Annotated in this window: 12 protein-coding genes; all 12 read right to left on the reverse strand. The window is 40.7% G+C overall.

Going from position 1 to position 17,853, the window contains the following annotated elements:
* Nucleotides 1-3 precede the first annotated feature (3 nt).
* Nucleotides 4-288 (reverse strand): monovalent cation/H+ antiporter complex subunit F, encoded by a 285-nt coding sequence (locus tag Q8W26_RS04280; RefSeq protein WP_101215134.1) that lies wholly within the window; start codon nt 286-288, stop codon nt 4-6.
* The gene (locus Q8W26_RS04285; protein ID WP_101215135.1) at nt 285-779 is read right to left on the reverse strand and encodes a Na+/H+ antiporter subunit E; all 495 of its coding nucleotides are present in this window, start codon (nt 777-779) and stop codon (nt 285-287) included. The genes Q8W26_RS04280 and Q8W26_RS04285 overlap by 4 nt, the downstream gene beginning before the upstream one ends.
* 61 nt (nt 780-840) lie before the next feature.
* Nucleotides 841-1,704 (reverse strand): universal stress protein, encoded by an 864-nt coding sequence (locus Q8W26_RS04290; protein ID WP_101215136.1) that lies wholly within the window; start codon nt 1,702-1,704, stop codon nt 841-843.
* A 594-nt stretch (nt 1,705-2,298) separates the two neighbouring features.
* Nucleotides 2,299-2,775: an energy transducer TonB gene (locus tag Q8W26_RS04295; RefSeq protein WP_101215137.1), complete on the reverse strand. Its 477-nt coding sequence runs from the start codon at nt 2,773-2,775 to the stop codon at nt 2,299-2,301.
* A 551-nt stretch (nt 2,776-3,326) separates the two neighbouring features.
* The gene (locus Q8W26_RS04300; protein ID WP_305472384.1) at nt 3,327-3,866 is read right to left on the reverse strand and encodes a cell division protein ZapC; all 540 of its coding nucleotides are present in this window, start codon (nt 3,864-3,866) and stop codon (nt 3,327-3,329) included.
* A 218-nt stretch (nt 3,867-4,084) separates the two neighbouring features.
* Nucleotides 4,085-5,095 (reverse strand): quinone-dependent dihydroorotate dehydrogenase, encoded by a 1,011-nt coding sequence (gene pyrD / locus Q8W26_RS04305; RefSeq protein WP_101215139.1) that lies wholly within the window; start codon nt 5,093-5,095, stop codon nt 4,085-4,087.
* Between the two features lie 110 nt (nt 5,096-5,205).
* Nucleotides 5,206-10,053, reverse strand: coding sequence for an NAD-glutamate dehydrogenase (locus Q8W26_RS04310; protein ID WP_101215140.1), 4,848 nt, complete (start codon nt 10,051-10,053; stop codon nt 5,206-5,208).
* A gap of 348 nt (nt 10,054-10,401) precedes the next feature.
* Entirely contained in the window at nt 10,402-12,705 is a 2,304-nt protein-coding gene (locus tag Q8W26_RS04315) for an RND family transporter (protein WP_101215141.1), read from the reverse strand.
* A gap of 6 nt (nt 12,706-12,711) precedes the next feature.
* Nucleotides 12,712-13,749 carry a YCF48-related protein gene (locus tag Q8W26_RS04320; RefSeq protein WP_101215142.1) on the reverse strand — a complete coding sequence of 346 codons (1,038 nt, stop codon included), beginning with the start codon at nt 13,747-13,749 and terminating at the stop codon, nt 12,712-12,714.
* A 71-nt stretch (nt 13,750-13,820) separates the two neighbouring features.
* Nucleotides 13,821-15,179, reverse strand: coding sequence for a DUF1329 domain-containing protein (locus tag Q8W26_RS04325; RefSeq protein ID WP_101215143.1), 1,359 nt, complete (start codon nt 15,177-15,179; stop codon nt 13,821-13,823).
* A 15-nt stretch (nt 15,180-15,194) separates the two neighbouring features.
* Nucleotides 15,195-17,255, reverse strand: coding sequence for a DUF1302 domain-containing protein (locus tag Q8W26_RS04330; protein ID WP_101215144.1), 2,061 nt, complete (start codon nt 17,253-17,255; stop codon nt 15,195-15,197).
* 324 nt (nt 17,256-17,579) lie between these two features.
* Complete coding sequence (locus Q8W26_RS04335; protein WP_101215145.1) at nt 17,580-17,804, reverse strand: DUF2835 domain-containing protein; 225 nt, start codon at nt 17,802-17,804, stop codon at nt 17,580-17,582.
* Between the last annotated feature and the right edge of the window lie 49 nt (nt 17,805-17,853).

The following is a 17,853-nucleotide window of genomic DNA, read 5'->3' on the forward strand; positions in this document are numbered from 1 at the left end:
CGCTTATTTCTCCTGCTCTTGGTTTTCATCACCGGCGGTGTACTCAAAAAAGCGCAGCACGGCAATCATGCCTAAAAAGTTGATGAGCGCGTACACTATCGCAATATCAAGAAAATCAGGACGACCACTCAAAAAGCCCATTAAAGCAATAAATAGCGCTGTTTTGGTACCAAACATATTCACGCCCAATATGCGGTCGTATACAGTATCAGCTTTTAGCGCTCGTGCTAAAGCTAGTGCCATCACCGAAAGTATTGCTATACAAGTTGCTGAGAGGACAAGCATCATGACACTCCTTTGTTCTCGCCAGGGACTTTATCCGCCATGTCACCTCGCTTAAGTGAATGTAGCGATTCCTCGTTTAACGCATGGATGGTGACATTTTCATTATCGATATCAATACACAAGGTCCCTGGGGTTAAGGTAATCGAATTGGCGTATAAGACTCGACTTTTTTTTGGCACTTTGTTCACTGGCAGTTTGCCGATGGTGGGCTTAAGTTCTTTCCTGCTCCCCCAAACCAGCCGGGTAACAGTTAAACTAGATAAGACAACTTGACCTAATAACCACATGGTGTAACGAATAAAAGAGAGATTTAAGGCAAGCTTTTGAATTTCTGCGTCCGTGTTGTTCATCCGATGAAGTAACCAAAGCACTAAAGCAACAGATATAATGCCGAAAGCCAGTAATAACACCCCGAAAAACCCTGATAAAAGTAGCCAAAACCCAGAGAGTATTATTGCCCAAACTGATAAATAACGTATATTTTTTCTATTCATCACCAACCCAGCTATGCCCTTACTCAATTAAGTATACAACTTTCACCAGCTCAAATATAAATCACACGTTAAGCTCAATCACCAAAGAGTCTGTTCGTAAGTTGTGCATTGTTTTTTCGGCCACATTACCGAGGAGTTTGCCCGTGATGCCTGTTCGGCCTGTACTGCCCATGATCACTAACTCGGCTTTGAGTTCATTGGCACAATGAGGAATGCTCCGCTCTGGCGTGCCAGCAGTAACAAGAGTCTTAACATTAGGTAGGTCATACTCATTGAGTAAGGTAGCTAGTTTGGCTTCACCTTCAGCCCGATGCTCATCGGCATACTCTTTGACATCGATAATGTCGAGCTCTCTTAGAATGTTGGAGACAGGCAGGCAATAGACAATATGAATTTCACAATCGAAGGTTTCAGCCCATCTTTTAGTCCATTTTAAGATGCCGTCGTTTAACTTTCTGTGTTCATCATCTTTAGCGTTCGGATCAAGAGCAGCCAAAACAGCGTGTTTTTTTCGCCAGTGCTTCTCACTCGCGATAAGAACTGGGATGTTGAGTTGTCGGATTAATTCCCAGTCACAAGGGGTATGGAATAAGGTTTCTGAGCGGTGACCTGCTTTTAGGACTATATCAAAGTCTTTGTCTTGGCAGTAATCTACAACCCACTTTGCAATATCACTGGCTACCACGACTTGTGTACGTATAGTGTCCTTCTGCTGGTAGTCTTTGAACACACTTGCAACATAATCTGATAAATGAGCAGATTCCTTTTCGAGTTCGGCCTCACTCAGCACCTCCTCTTCATTGCAACGGATAAACCGAACGACATCAATTTCGTCTCCCAAAGGAGCCGCAATATCATGCGCTTTCTTAATTGAGCAATTCTCAGTATCGTGTACATCTGTGATTACCAGAATAGACTTAGTCATAACCTTCCCCGTAGTTGAACACTCTATCTAACTTATCGGCTAAAAATTAGATAGTCAAGCGGTGTTCCACGAGTTAAATTTTGCAAGGGTAATTAAAATTTTATCGACACAGCAATGAGATACTTAGCAGCAGAGCTAATGACTTCTACTATGATAAGCTACTGAAGAGGTTTTAACAGGCAAGAAAACTCTCTGTAAGTGCAACCATAAACTCATATCAACAGCGTAAATAATCAGATTGGCTTGCCATACTTAGACGCTAGATTATCTTATAACAAGAACGAACAGTAAAAGAGCAAGGAATAAACCAAAATACACTAATGAGATCATTAGCTGTTAGATGGACTAAAGTGTACTGTAGCGGTCCAGCTCAAGACTTGTGGACATTAGTGAATAGTAAATATGTAATACCTAAATAAAGCAGCACAACTCGTGATTTTACTCCCTGCTTATTAATTAGTTGCATCATTAGTTTTAATGGTGCGAACAAGGATACCCGATAAATGTCTTGTGTCCCTGTTGTGTAAACAGGGACTGGTGAAACCGGCCGTAGTAAAACCACAAAAAGTGCGCTTCAATTCGTATTAGAGAGGGTTAGCTGCCACGTTTAATTACATAGCCTGTTGCATAAATAATATCGTCCCCTGTACACTGATTGTTTGCAATAGGCTTTCTTTTCGAGCAATGCCCATCCCCAGTTTCTAAGCAAAATTGAAATTGAGAATTGGTTTTAATAGGTACTTGAGTAATGCCTTTAGCTAATTCAGACCACTTCCATCTTTTTACATTGAGCTTTGCTTGTTTGGCAAAATATTTACTCGTTGATGAAACTACTTTGATATCTTTAATTTCGTTATCAGGCGTAATAACATACTCAACGGATGCACAACCTTCTTTTCTTGCTCTTGCCTCTTCAATTGGGTATAGCGGAGGAAAGCGCTCTAAATTCGCCCATTTCTTTGAAAGCAATTCAGCTTCGGTTAATTGTAAACTTTGAAACTGTTCAGTGGGTGTCGTGTTACAACCCGCTAAAGTAAGTGCCCCTACAATCCCTAAAATATATCGATTCATACCAAATTCCTTTTCATTCACCTAACAACATGTTAGCTGTTGATTTTAAATACAAAGTACTTAAATAGTCAAGCGCCATCTCATGTTATAAACCAAGCACAATAAGTTCGATTAACTGCAACTCCAGCTAAACTCCCTACAAGAGAGTTATTTTTAACAGTTAACGCGTATTAATCGGCCCCTTACCAAACACGATTAAACTGAATAATTCAAACAGTCAATTTAGCATAAAAACTCAGTGCCAAAGAAACCGATAGCGCTATAAACCCTATTGAAAACGTACCTACGAAACATTAATAAGGTAAGCGTTACTTAACCATCGCTTAAAGAAGCGTGATAATATTTTGCGACTACAACGACAAATATGAAAGAAGGCAGTGTTGTGGGTGTGTATAAAGGTTTTGTTAAATAGGTATCTATGCTGTGGTAACGCTGCTTGTGTTATGATTTTGTATCGAAAACAGACAAGCCATTGCGAGTGGCTAGTTGACTATCAAACTGATAAAGCAATGAGCTAAATACTCGTACCCTCGATACGACTACTTAAGCAATTAAGCAGCGCTTTCTTTAGCTAGTTGTTGTATTTTAATTGGCATCAAGCGATCATTCATCACTCGAATCAAATCAAATTGATTGAGAACTTTCCGCTCGTCCAATTGATGCTCACGTTCAATGAGTAATAACGTTGACGCACTACTATTACTCTCAACAATCACATAATGGCGAGTTTCATGAGCACTCTGTAAATGAACAACTTTTCCAGGTTGGGCACTTGATACACCTGCGGCAATCGAAAAGAACCAACTTTTGGGCATTAAGGGCTTATAAAAAGCTTTAGCTGTCAATGCATTAAGGGCGATTTGATAGATAAAATCGCTAGGAATTTCTAATTGTTGTTCAATTTTCTCGACAAACAAATAAAAATCTTCAGTATGGTCAATTGAAAATCCTTGGGTCATGAAAGCATCGTTCACTAACTCATTCTTTTTGAATGCAGAAACAAAAAGCATTTCTGAACCCATATCAAGGGTTAGCCGATTCTTGTCTTGGCAAAAGTTCCATTGCCAGTCTCTACTAGGTTTAATTAGCACGGGATGACCTATTTAAGCTGTTTATTTAAGGTTAATCAAAGTCTTTTAACAACCTTAATCGCAGCTTTTAGTTAATTGCTGTTATATAACATTTAATTATAAAGAATAATACCTCCTAAAATAAGAGGTATTTGTAAAAATATCAACCAATTTGTTCAATTAATTATCATTTAACAACAATTAGTTAGCGATCGATTAAAGGATCATAACGATCCTTTTTAGCGAGATAGTACGATCTCTTTGATCAATTCTGGGCCTTTGTAGATAAAGCCAGTATAAACCTGAACCAACGAAGCGCCTGCATCAAACTTTTGTTGTGCTTGTGCTGCTGAGTCAATACCACCGACACCGATAATTGGGCATTGCCCTTTTAGTTCATCGTTGAGCAATTGAACCACTTGTGTAGATTTTTGTGCGACAGGGCGTCCACTTAACCCACCAGCCTGACTACCATAAGTTGAGTTTTCAACACCTTCGCGCGACAATGTCGTATTAGTAGCAATTACACCTTCCATTTTATGGCGTAATAAACTATCACTGATCTGAACAACTTCTTCAGCAGTCAAGTCCGGCGCAATTTTTAATAACACTGGTACATGCTTTTGATGGATTTTGGCTAATGCGGCTTGCTTTTCTTTTAACGAACCCAGTAGGTCGTCTAACGCTTCTCCATATTGCAGTGATCGCAGGCCCGGGGTGTTTGGAGAAGAAATGTTAACCGTGATGTATGAAGCGTGCTGATAAACTTTATCCATACATAATAAGTAATCGTCTTTACCCTGCTCTACTGGCGTATCAAAGTTTTTACCAATGTTAATACCCAAAATACCATTAGACTGACGGTTTTTCACTTGCTCAACTAAGTAATCAACGCCCTTGTTATTAAAACCCATACGATTAATGATCGCTTGCTCTTCTTTCAAACGGAAAATTCGTGGTTTCTCATTACCTGGTTGTGCGCGAGGTGTAATCGTGCCTACTTCGACAAAACCAAAGCCCATCGCATCGAATGCATCCACACACTCGCCATTTTTATCTAACCCCGCAGCAAGACCCACAGGGTTTTTAAAATCAATCCCAAAAACATTCACAGGTTTATTGATCAGTTGTTGCTTATACGCACAAGCTAATGGTGTGTTTGCTGACTTTTTCAAAAATGAGATCGCCATTTCATGTGCGCGTTCGGCATCAAGTTGAAACATTAATTTTTGTGACAATGAAAAAAACATTAGCTCTCCAAGCAATAAACAATGATAAATGACGGTCATAACACGGTCATTTATCAAATAATAGGTAAAAAAAACCCCGGTCAATGCCGGGGTTCTTTCAGGCGCGGCTATTATACAGCTAAAGTCGCGTGATGGCTCAATAAATTTAACTCTCGTAATGCAACAGAGAATTTAGCAAACTCATGAGTTTTAGTCGCTTTAAAGTCAGTTAACATATGTACCCAGCGATTAAGCAGCTTTTCGTTATCATTAACCCACTTTTCAACAATCACATCAGCCGTACATTCCGATGTACAACCTTTAAGTACTGTTGAAGTCAAGATACGTTGTTGCCAATCCAATTCTTCACGGAACGACGCACGGGCTAATGCTTGCCAGTGGTTTGCAACTGGCTGAGCTGAAATCTGATCCAAGAACCAATGTAACTCAACTTGAGCCCCTAACTTGAAGTAAGTTTCAGCCACTAAGCATAAATCTTTACCAGACTCTTCAGCAACTTGTGCGATATCCATTGCAGAGAACATTGTTGATGCTTTACCAACCATGTCTGCAATGTGTTGAGGTACACCTTTAGCTACCAAATCATCGATTTCAGCTTTGATGCTCTGTGCGTCTTCATCTTCTAAGAAGTCAAACATGGTCGAGTCAATGCGATCAAACTTTGGCTTGTAGAATGCAATTGTCTCTTCAATGCTCATACTAACGTCACGGTTACGTAAGAACCAACGAGTCACTCGTCGCACACTACGGCGTGTTTGATAAAGCATTTCCGTTTGAATGTCAGCAGATAACTTATTATTTAACTCATCAACTTCATTAAATAACGTTTCAAGACCAAAGACTTCACTCGCAATTGAATAACAATGTGCAATTTCATCAACCGTTGCACCAGTTTCATCGGTCATACGGTGAACAAAGTTCAGGCCCATATCATCAACTAGACGATTAGCCAATTGGGTTGCGATGATTTCTGAACGAAGTGGATGGTTTTCCATATCAGCTGCATACCGCTCTTGCAATACCTTAGGGAATGCAGACACTAATAAACGGCTGTGGTAACTATTGTTAGTGATCTCATCAATCACTAATTGCTCTTTAAGCACCATTTTTCCATAAGCCAGTAATACCGCTAACTCAGGACGAGTAAAACCATTGCCTTGAACCTGACGCTCAGCCAATTCTTCATCTGACGGTAAGTATTCCAATGCTCGATCAAGGCTGCCACTCTTTTCAAGCCCATGCATGAAACGAATCTGCTCTTTAAGCATTTTCACGCCGCCATGACGACTGATTGACAGAGATTGAGTTTGACGGTTGTGATTATCGATTACAATATCACCTACTTCATCCGTCATTGAGTAAAGCAATTCATTACGTTGTTTAACAGTTAAGTCACCGTTAGCCACTAAGCTATTAAGGAGAATCTTAATATTAACTTCGTTATCAGAACAATCTACCCCACCAACGTTATCAATAAAGTCAGTATTCATACGGCCGCCGTTTGCAGCATATTCAATACGACCTAACTGAGTACAACCTAAGTTGCCGCCCTCACCGATAATTTTAGCGCGCATCTCGCTACCGTTAATACGTAGAGAGTCATTTGCACGATCGCCAACATCAGCGTCGGTTTCACTTTGACCTTTAAGGTAAGTACCGATGCCACCGTTCCAGAATAAATCAACTTTCATCATTAAGATGGCCTTGATTAATTCAGTAGGTGTCATTGACGCTTTCTTAACACCCAACATTTTCTTAATTTCAGGGGTTAAGCTAATAGATTTAGCACTACGCGAGAAGATGCCACCGCCTTGTGAAATAAGGTCGCGGTTATAATCATCCCACGACGAGCGTGGAAGGTTAAACAAGCGGTCACGCTCTACCCAGCTCGTTGCTGAATCAGGCGTTGGGTCAATAAAGATATGCAAGTGGTTAAATGCCGCCTGTAGACAGGTATGCTTTGACAATAACATACCATTACCAAATACATCGCCCGCCATATCACCAACAGCAATACAGGTAAAATCACTATTTTGACAATCTACGCCAATTTCACGGAAGTGACGTTTAACAGATTCCCAACCACCACGAGCCGTAATACCCATTTTCTTATGGTCATAACCAACACTACCACCTGAAGCGAACGCATCGCCCATCCAGAAGTTGTACTCATCAGAAATACCGTTAGCAATGTCAGAGAACGTTGCCGTCCCTTTATCTGCCGCAACTACTAGGTATGGATCATCTTCATCATGACGAACAACAGCTGTTGGCGGCACTAACTCACCTTCAACAATATTATCAGTGATGTCTAGTAATGCGCGGATGAAGATCTTGTAACACTCTTGACCTTCAGTAAAGAATGCATCACGACCGCCAGTTGTTGGCAGTTGTTTACAGACAAAACCACCTTTTGCACCCACAGGTACAATCACAGTGTTTTTAACCTGCTGTGCTTTTACAAGACCTAAAACTTCAGTACGGAAGTCTTCACGACGGTCAGACCAACGTAAACCACCACGAGCTACTTTACCACCACGAAGGTGGACACCTTCGACACGAGGTGAGTAAACAAAGATTTCAAACTTTGGTAATGGCAGCGGGATCTCAGGAATTTCTTCAGGGCGTATCTTAAATGAAATATAAGATTTATCGCTGCCGGTTTCACTTGGCTGATAGAAGTTCGTACGAATTGTTGCTAATACCATATCAAGGTAACGGCGAATGATACGGTCATCATCAAGGTTGGCCACTAAGTCTAAGCGATCAATGATCTGGCTTTGAACATTATCAAGCTTTTTCTGACTGAATTTGTTGTTAGGGTTAAACTTGAGTGTAAATAACTCAATAATTAACTTAGCAATCTCTGGGTAACGTGCCATTGTTTCTTCAATGTACGTTTGGTTAAACGTGCTACCGATCTGACGCATATATTTAGCATATGCACGTAAAACCGTAATGTCACGACCCGTTGCGCCAGAAGCTAATAGTAGACGGTTAAATCCATCATCCTCGAGTTCATTAGCCCATACTTGCGCAAATGCATTTTGGAAAGTATCTTGCACTTCATCGATGTTAAAATCATTATCACCGGTATGTAGCATTTGGAAGTCTAATACCCATGCTGAATGACCTTCTTCAAGGATTAATTCATAAGGACGCTCACCAACAATACGTAAACCAAAGTTTTCAAGCATTGGTAGCACGTCTGACAGATGAAGTGGCTCATCAAGACTAAATAGTTTCAAACGAACCTGTTTACTGCCCTTCTTCTCTTCTTGTGGACGATAAAAGATCATACCCAGATTATTATCGTCATTTAGTGACTCTAATTTTGCAATATCAACAACTGCTAACCCCGGTAACACATCAGACTTATAGCTTTGACTAAACGCTTTATTATATTTGTTACTAAGCGCCTTCGCCGTCGACTCACCGTGATGGGCAATTAATGCATTTTCAAGTTTGTCTTCCCACGAACGTGCCGCTTCGATTAAGTCATTTTCAATTGCTTTCACGCTAATTTCCGGTTTTTTGTTATCAGATAGCTGCACGATGTAATGAGTTCGCGCTAGACTAGACTCTGAGAAGAACGTAGTAAACTCAACGTCCTCTTTTGATTCAAAGTGACGTGCTAACACTTGTTGTGTTTTTTCACGTAACTGAGTGTTGTAACGTTCTTTACTAACATAAACAACGCATGAGAAGAAGCGCCCAAAGTTGTCTTCACGTACGATTAATTTTACAGCGTCACGTTCTTCAAGTTTCAAAACTGACAAACAAGTTGTTAGTAATTCTTTCTCAGAGGCTTGAATCAACTCATCTCGCGGATACGTTTCAAGGAAATGTTGCATCGCCTTAAAATCGTGGCTGCCTGGGCTAAAGTTTGAAGAGTCTGTAATACGCGTTAACTTATCTCCTAAGTAAGGGATTTGAAATACGCTGTTGTTATAAATACTTGAGCTATATAAGCCAATGAAACGATCTTCACCAATAACTCGGCCATTTTCATCGAAGCGTTTGATGCCAATGTAGTCAGTTTTTGTTGGACGGTGAACACGACAAATGCTGTTACTCTTTGTAAGAAGCATTAGTTTTTGTGACGTCGCTTCTCGACGAGCCCCATCTGTTAAGCTCGATAACAGTTTAGGTTCAGACTCTGATGAATTAACCATCATGCCCAAGCTTGACTCGACATCGGCTACTAACTCAACATCGCCAGCAACACCATTTAAATCATAAGAGCGATAGCCTAATAGCGTGAAGTTACCTTCAAAGATCCACTGTAAGAAGCTTAGTGCTTCATCACGCTCTATTTGAGGTCCCGGGAAATTTGCTTGTGGCAATTCACTAATGATTGTTTTAAGTTTAGCGCGCATCGGTTTCCAGTCGTGAACAGACAGGCTAACTTCTTCAAGCACTGATACAAGTTCTTGTTTTACTTGATCCAATACTTCTTGTGATTCTAAATGATCGACTTCTAGCAAAAATACCGTCACATCTTCTGTTTGTTCGGTTTTATTTTTAAGACTTGCTAAGGAAGCTACATTACCTTTGTCGTCTCGGCTTACACTAATCGGGTAATGTAACGACAAATGGCTAGTAATACTCAGGCGTTTAAGGGCCATATTAACCGAGTCAACCAAAAACGGCATATCTTCATGCACAATCTCGATGATCGTTTTTGTCGGTTGCCAGCCATGGCGAGATAAAATTGGGTTGTATACTTTGACGATTTGTTCATAAGGTTTACGTTCATTTAACGTCCCCCATAAACTCAGTGCTGCGCCGTATAAATCGCTGTCACTTCGTGTTGCAATATCTTCTTCGGAGATGTCGCCATAAATAATACTTGCAAAAGAATTAACCAGCGGGGCTAAATCTTCGCTTACATTATCGTTGATCATGTGTGCCACGTTTTCCAAAAGTACAGAGGAGTTTGCATCTTTTAATGCCATAGTCTCGTTTCCTAGGTTAACCATTGATAGGTTTATTGTTGTCTCTGAACTAATACTAAAATTTTTGACCCTGGTGAAATTCGGTTAAAAATAAAACACTTCGGCTCGAAAGTTATCAGTATTGTAGCCATGCATCCTGCACTGGCCCGTTTTTTATTTTAATAGCCTTTAGTCTATTATTAAAACCAGATAATTTCGAGAAATAATTTCGATAAAAGCACATGTAAAACCAGTTAATTAGCGGCGTCTGTAATTTCAATCAACTTTTTTGAATGGTTATGCAAGCCATAAAAAAAGAGGCTATTAAATAGCCTCTTTAAATCATTTTGGTTATATTTAATTAACCTTTTATTTACCTTGCTTATACCACAATAAATTCGCTAACGCTGGTAGCACTATAATCGCACCTAGCATGTTAACTAAGAACATAAAGGTGAGTAAAATTCCCATATCCATCTGGAATTTAAGCGCAGAGAAGAACCAAGTACTCACACCAATGGCAAGCGTCACACCAGTGAAAATAACCGCGGTTCCACGCTCTTTTAGAGCAGCTAAATAAGCTTGTTGTACCGTATGGCCTTGATTAAGGTATAACGACATCGTTGCTAAGATATAAATGCCATAATCGACACCAATACCGACCCCTAATGCTATAACAGGTAATGTCGAAACCGTGAGACCAATATTTAAGTACGTCATTAAGGCTTGCGCCAATGTAGATACAATAAATAGAGGAATAACAACAGACAAAGTCGCTTTAACGGATCTAAAACTAATTAAACAGAGTAAGATAACCGCACCATAGACATAGATCAGCATCGGCGTTTGCGCAGCCTCGACCGCTTCGTTTGTCGCTGCCATAACACCTACAGGTCCAGAGGCTAATTTAAACGCGACTTTATCTGTCGACAGTAATTGAGATTGTTGTTTAACTTCAGCAACCACACGTTCAATTGTTTCAGCCTTATGATCGCTCATAAACAAATAAACAGGCATCACACTACAGTTGGTATTTAACAGACCACTTGTCGTTGGAATTTGTGACACTGATTGAACCAGTGTTGCTTGAGTTCGTGCCAGTACACGCCACTTCGGGTTACCTTCATTAAAACCACCGTTAACCGTTTGCACAACACTGGCAAGGCTGATCGTCGATTGTACCCCTTCGACATTATTTAAACGCCATTGAAACTTGTCAATTAGAGCTAAAGTGTCATAGTCCGTACAAGAGTCTGCACCTGCTTCAACAATCACTGACATCACATCAGTAGTAATTGAGAAACGCTCAGTAATCAATGCCGTATCCTGATTATAACGAGACCATTCATGAAGAGCAGCTGCCCCTGAGTCTAAGTCACCAATCTTAATTTTTTGTGACTGAATATGACCAAAGGCAAACAGGCCTGTAGCAATAATGACAACAACGATAGCCACTTTTCGACTAGCAAACAACGCTAACGTTGACCAGATCCCTGCCAGCTTATCTTCACTGTCTCTTGGTGAGATCTTGATATTACAATAGGAAATGATCACTGGTAACAGAACGAGGTTAGTTAAGATGATCACACCCACACCAAGGCTCGCTGAGATTGCAAGCTCACGAATAATGCCAATATCAATCGAAAGCAAGGTGATAAAACCGATGGTGTCAGATAACAGGGCGATACCGCCAGGTATAAGTAAGGCGCGAAAAGTCACTGCTGCCGAGTCTTTGACCGATAAACCGCCACTGAGTTTTTGCTTAACGCCGTTAATAACCTGAACACTGTGACTAACCGCAACCGCGAATACTAAAAACGGGACTAGAATCGACATAGGGTCAAGTCCAAAACCCATTACCGTTAAGAGGCCCATTTGCCATACAACCGCCATTAAAGAACAAGCTAATGGCAAAATAGTTAAGATAAGCGAGCGTGAAAACAACAACACCATAATGGCTGTAAAAGCGATAGCTAGTAAGAAGAACTGCACCACCCCTTTGGCACCATCAGCAACATCACCAGCCATTTTTGCAAAACCAATAATGTGAATGTCGATATGCTCGTTAACAAATTGACCTCGAACTTGTTCTTCAAGTTGCTCAGCAAATGCTAACGTATCTAATGGCTCCCCCGTGTCAGGGTTAAAGTCCATGAGTCGCGCAGTCACCATAGCTGCAGAGTAATCGTTTGCGACTAAGCGACCAACAATCCCTGCTTTCTCCACGTTTCCACGCACAATATTTAAACCAACTCCATCACTGACAAAGTCTGCAGGAATAACGGGGCCGCCGGCAAAGCCATCTTCAACAACTTCAGTAAAACGTGTAGAAGGAGAGTAAAGCGAGGTTACCGAGGTTCTATCAACACCGGGAATAAAATACAGTTGATCGTGAACACTCTTTAAGCCGTCAAAAAACTGTGGGGTGAAAATGTCCCCCTGCTTCGCACGGACCGCAACCATGATACTGTTTGCCCCACCAAAGTCTTTGGCATGTTTGGTATAGGTTTGCATGTATTCATGTTGTAAAGGAATATTTTTACTAAAAGCGGCATCCATTTTTAATTGCGTGGCTTGATAAAGTAACGTTGCCGTCACAATGGCAAAAACCGCAATTACAAATGCACGTTGGCGGAAAATAAATAACTCAATTTTATCTACAATATTATTCATAACACCCTACCGGTTTACCTCGAGTAAACTAATTCCCTTACTGCCAACGAACCATGTTTGTTCAGCCAGTTCAGCAAGGTCAACAATATCTTGTCCTTTATAAAGACCAATCTGATAAAATGTTTGCCCATCATCATCTGACGATAAAATAATGCCATTATTCAGCGCTAAAACAATAGTGTGGTCTTTAAGCTGTTTAATCTGGTTAACACTAAAATTGTTAGGTAAAGTGATTCGTTGCCATGTTGTCGATTCAGGCGCTAAACGAAACAAGTTACCGCGCAAACCAGCGACAAGTAACGTTTGTTTATTGGTTTCGATTGCACTGAAAAAAGACCCCTCATAAATATCGTCTTGGCGCTGCCAAGTTTTACCTTGATCACTTGATGTAGCAATCAACCCTAACTCACCCACTAGTAACAGACGATCCCCAGAGATTGCAGTAATTCGATTAAAGTGTGGCAAGATTGATGCGATTTCAAACTGATAGTCTTCTTCACTATCAGCACGAACCTCTTCCAAATACTCAATATCTTCAGCAGGTAACAACGAGCCTAAAAACTGGTTAGTCCAAGTCTCCCCGCCATCAGCAGTCACCGAGAACAAACCATAAGCACCAACCACAAACCCGTTAAGCTCGTCAGTGAAATAAACATCCAACAAGGGTTTATCCAATTCTGGTAACTGTTGTTTTAACGTCCACGTTTGACCACCATCAGTAGTTTTTAAAATAGTCGCATCATGGCCTACTGCCCAGCCCAACAACGGATTATGAAAATAAACATTGGTGAGCAGTGCCTCTGTTGGGACTGCAACTTGCTGCCACATTTCGTTGGCACCAATTAAGATTTGACCTCGGCTGCCCACTGCAACTAACGACTTACCGGTATTAACTAGCGCCATCATCGGTGCTTTACTAGCTAAGGGAGCCATGTAAGCTTTGTTGGCAGAAATTAACGGCTGACTACTTCCCGCTAACGCCGCACTGGACACAGAGCATAGCGAAAGCACTGTGTAAATGAGTAACAACTTTGTCTTAAACAAAATTTAATCCTCGGTAAAGTAAGGCCGGCAAATGCCGGCCTAAACTGAATTGTTAATCAAGTTATAATGAACTATCTTCCGGCACGGCGTAGTGCTGAAGAAGTAAATTCTTTGTCTTTTAACTTCGCATCAAAATTATACATTTTACTGTGATTATCAAGCCCTTGAACTAAATAGCGTCTTGCTTGTAAATCATGGAAGACTTCCAGCGTTGACCAAGATGCTGGTAACTCATAATAGTTTAGCTCATGCGCCATTGCGACACGGTAAAGTTCATCACGGTTATCATAGATATCCGCAATTGATACTTGCCAGTTATCTTCATCAATAAAGAACACACGCTTTTTGTAAGTATGACGCATCCCTTCTTTTAACGTTGCTTCAACTTGCCATACACGATGTTTTTCATAACGCACATATTCTTGGTTAATATGACCAGGCTTAATCAGATCGTCATAATCAAGACCTTTAGCATGTAATTTGTACGAGTTATAAGGGATCAAAACTTCTTTCTTACCAACTAGTTTCCAGTTATAACGTGATGGTGAGCCGTTATACATATCAAAGTCATCGGTAGTACGCAGACCATCAGTAGCTGTTCCAGGGGCATCAAATGCAACGTTTGGCGCACGACGAACACGTCGCTGACCCGTATTATAGGTCCACGCTTTACGTGCTTCATCATCTTGATTTAACGTTTCATGGACCAATAAAGAAGTGCCTGCTAATCGAGCTGGTTGAGTGATGATCTGTTTATATTTAAAGATAACATTATCTTTTGTTAACTTTTCTGCCGTCATACCTTCTTCAGTATATTTGAAGTGAATGCTGTTCTTCATTTCCATCAACGTATAATCACCAGACGCTGTTGGTGCTGCTTGAGAGGCTGTAATATTAGCGCTCACACCACGGTAGCGTGTAATGTGATTCCAAATAACTTCTAACCCGCTTTTTGGAATTGGAAATGGGATACCCATCACCGCGTTTGCGATGCCGTTACCACCCAACACTAACTCAGCTTTCGTTGCATTTTCAGCAATAGCTGTGTACACATGAGAAGGCAATGATGCGCTTCGACGTGTCGGATAAACATTCATTTTGAATGTATCAGGGTATGTTTCAAATAGCTTCACTTGGCCTGGCGTTAAGTTATCTTTGTATTGAGCGACATTGTCTTTAGTGATGGTATAAAGCACTTGATCATCACTAAAAGGATCTAGGTGGTGTTGGCCTTTTTTAAAGCCAGCCACTGGACCTGTAATCCCGCCCGTCCATGCAGGAATAGAACCGTCAGCGTTTGCGCCACGTTCAGCACCCACTGGGGTGAGTTCTTTAGTTAGTTTCGCAGCTTCTTCTGGTGACACAGCGGCCATCGCGCCCTGCGTAGCAAAAGCTAAAGACAACGCTGAAATAAGGGTTAATTTTTTCATATTGTTATGCACCCGTTAGATAGAATATTTAATGTTGAATGAAACAAAGTCTTTATCTGACATTGTATTGATCGAACCTGTACCGCCCCAAAACGCGTTATAGCCTACTGACGCTGACCATCGGTTTTGGTAGTCGAAATCTACAGATGCACCAATTGACTTGGCGCCTTCAGTAAATAAGAAGATTGGATCAGGTGTAATACCTTCAACATCATGAGAGAACACCACTTTAGCCGAGGCATTAACGCCCGAGAAAAGGTTGTTATGATCTGTTTTTGCGACTACACGGTAACCCCAGGCAAAATCCGTTGGGAACGGGTTAGTTTCTGGACCATTATGAACAACGTTAATAATCGCTTCCATCCCTTCCATGCCGCCAGAACGACCTGTATTAGGACCATTTAAGCGAAGAACATCTTGGTCAGGCATGTCGTGAATCCAGATACCACCGACTTCCGCGAAGACAGTTAGGTTATCAGCACCTAATGTCGGACCAAATAAGTGAGCTAAGTTAAACTGAGCTTGTGTCGTATCTAATAAAACAAAGCCGTTAGCTAAAATACCAGGTTCAACAGTAGAGCCCTCAGGATACGGGTAGGTCGCCCCTTTAACTTGCGAGATACCGTCAAGTTCAGGTTTCCAACCAGCGTTAGCCAATTGTTGCGGCATAGCAGCGAATAACAATTCAACATCATCAATTTGTAACGCTTCATCTTGGCGGTGAGAGACTTCACCAGCGAACGAAGTGTCACCTAACGTCGTATTCCAACTTAAGCCATAAAGTTTGATATCTTCTGGAAACACAATTTTAGCTTTAGTAAAGCTTTCTAATTGGTTCATCACATCATGATCAATTGAACCGATGTTATTTTCTAACACTGCCAAATCACGCAGTAACGCTGGTGCAGTAAAGTCTGATGCTTGACCAGAAATTAACGGACGGCGACTATGATAGTTCATGTGGTATATAGCCACTTCTGTATCATCAAAGAAGTAACTCAATTTTAAGCCGTATTGACCACCATCTTCAGGCTCAATATCTTCGGTTCTTAGTGCAACCTTCGTTGGATACGCTAACATTGCATTTAACATTTGCTCTGTACTAAATGCACCAGATTTGTTCATTGCTGCCACTTTCTCTAATTCTGAAATTAGGAAGTCGCCATCAATATCAGGGTTACCATTAAAGCCTAATTGGATTGCGTTATATTGTCCGCCGTGACTAACAAAGTCGTTTGACGCGAAATAAGTACCGCCAACAGGAACTACAGTACCCTGCCATTCGTATTGGTAGTATGCTTCTACCGCTAAGTTTTCAGTCAGACCCGCTGACACCCAAGCCATCCCTTGTGGTATAAATGCTTCTTTTAACTCGGCACCTGGAGAGCGTAATCTCCCTAGATCAACGGCGTTAGTCGTCGCAATACCGTGAGAGATCAACGCGCTTTCACCCCAACTGATCACTTGCTGACCAACACGGAAAGAAACTGGCACTTCACCAAAGTCCCAATCAGCTGTAAAGTAAGCATCGAGTAAACGGATATCAGAACAGAATAAATCGCTCGCTTCTTTATCACGGCAAACGTCGATGCCACGAGCGTCATTTTCGCCGATAGCTAACTCATAGTTGTAATCTAAATCACCGTCTAATGCGAAATCTTTAAAGTACATTCCGCGCACAAAAATACCATAGTTTTCATAACGCAAGTCTAATTCGTGTAACCCCTTAACTACTTGGCTAAACGCATCACCCTTTGACCAAGCCAGATTAGCTAAATCACCATTACTTGAATATGAGCCATTCATAGCGAACAACTCGTTTGATGTATATCTTGTATCAGTTAGTGCAGAATATCCGCGCCAATCTAGACCATTATTTGGATTATTGACTTTACCAACCTGATTATTGAAATCTCGTCCTTCTACACGCCATGATGAACCGACTGAGAAAGTAGAGTTAAAGCTACCTTCAATGTCTCCCCAGTTAAAACCTATGGCGTGCGCATTTGGAATCATCGCAGCACTTAATGCTGTACCTACACCGATGGCTAACACAGACTTTTTGAATGCGCTCATGTAGTTTCTCTCCACTTCCCATTTTAAGGATTATTGTTATTGTTTGTTTCCTATTTTGCTAAATAAGCAAAATAGCCAGTGTTTTTTATTTTTTACAGCAATTAACTCTATGCTGCAACTGATGTTTTGAGCAAAAAATTGATTCCTTTTACAAAAATAGAGTAAAAAATCTAACTTTTGATTTAATCCATATTCGCCTAAAGTATAGCCTTGTAACCAAATCATTATAAGTAACTGAAATAGTGTAGCTATATTTTATCAAAACACATAAATTTTGCGTACATTACCTTCAAATAAATAGAACCACCGTTTGGAGTAATTACTCTAATTAATTCTATTTAAACTAATAAATTTACCTTGTCCGCTAGTCACTAACTCAAAATTTCCGTAAATTCCATCTCGAGTTAAAAAGGGTTTAAAATGCTCTGCGGGCAATTCTATCTTCAAGCCTTGACGATCCGTAACTTGAACTTTGTTAACGGCCCCTTGGTAAACAGGTAAAAAGCGATCGTAACTGAGCGCCATATTAAAATAGTATTTCTTCATCATAAATGTTCAATAATGATTACACAAACAACCGGAGATTCTATTGAGCCCC

The organism is Psychrobium sp. 1_MG-2023, assembly GCF_030689115.1.
In the GTDB taxonomy this organism is placed as follows: domain Bacteria; phylum Pseudomonadota; class Gammaproteobacteria; order Enterobacterales; family Psychrobiaceae; genus Psychrobium.

What these genes read in the sequence shown, in the direction of transcription:
- Q8W26_RS04280 (WP_101215134.1), bottom strand. Translation starts at nt 288, where the DNA reads ATGATGCTTGTCCTCTCAGCAACTTGTATAGCAATACTTTCGGTGATG.
- Q8W26_RS04285 (WP_101215135.1), bottom strand. Translation starts at nt 779, where the DNA reads ATGAATAGAAAAAATATACGTTATTTATCAGTTTGGGCAATAATACTC.
- Q8W26_RS04290 (WP_101215136.1), bottom strand. Translation starts at nt 1,704, where the DNA reads ATGACTAAGTCTATTCTGGTAATCACAGATGTACACGATACTGAGAAT.
- Q8W26_RS04295 (WP_101215137.1), bottom strand. Translation starts at nt 2,775, where the DNA reads ATGAATCGATATATTTTAGGGATTGTAGGGGCACTTACTTTAGCGGGT.
- pyrD (WP_101215139.1), bottom strand. Translation starts at nt 5,095, where the DNA reads ATGTTTTTTTCATTGTCACAAAAATTAATGTTTCAACTTGATGCCGAA.
- Q8W26_RS04310 (WP_101215140.1), bottom strand. Translation starts at nt 10,053, where the DNA reads ATGGCATTAAAAGATGCAAACTCCTCTGTACTTTTGGAAAACGTGGCA.
- Q8W26_RS04315 (WP_101215141.1), bottom strand. Translation starts at nt 12,705, where the DNA reads ATGAATAATATTGTAGATAAAATTGAGTTATTTATTTTCCGCCAACGT.
- Q8W26_RS04325 (WP_101215143.1), bottom strand. Translation starts at nt 15,179, where the DNA reads ATGAAAAAATTAACCCTTATTTCAGCGTTGTCTTTAGCTTTTGCTACG.
- Q8W26_RS04330 (WP_101215144.1), bottom strand. Translation starts at nt 17,255, where the DNA reads ATGAGCGCATTCAAAAAGTCTGTGTTAGCCATCGGTGTAGGTACAGCA.
- Q8W26_RS04335 (WP_101215145.1), bottom strand. Translation starts at nt 17,804, where the DNA reads ATGATGAAGAAATACTATTTTAATATGGCGCTCAGTTACGATCGCTTT.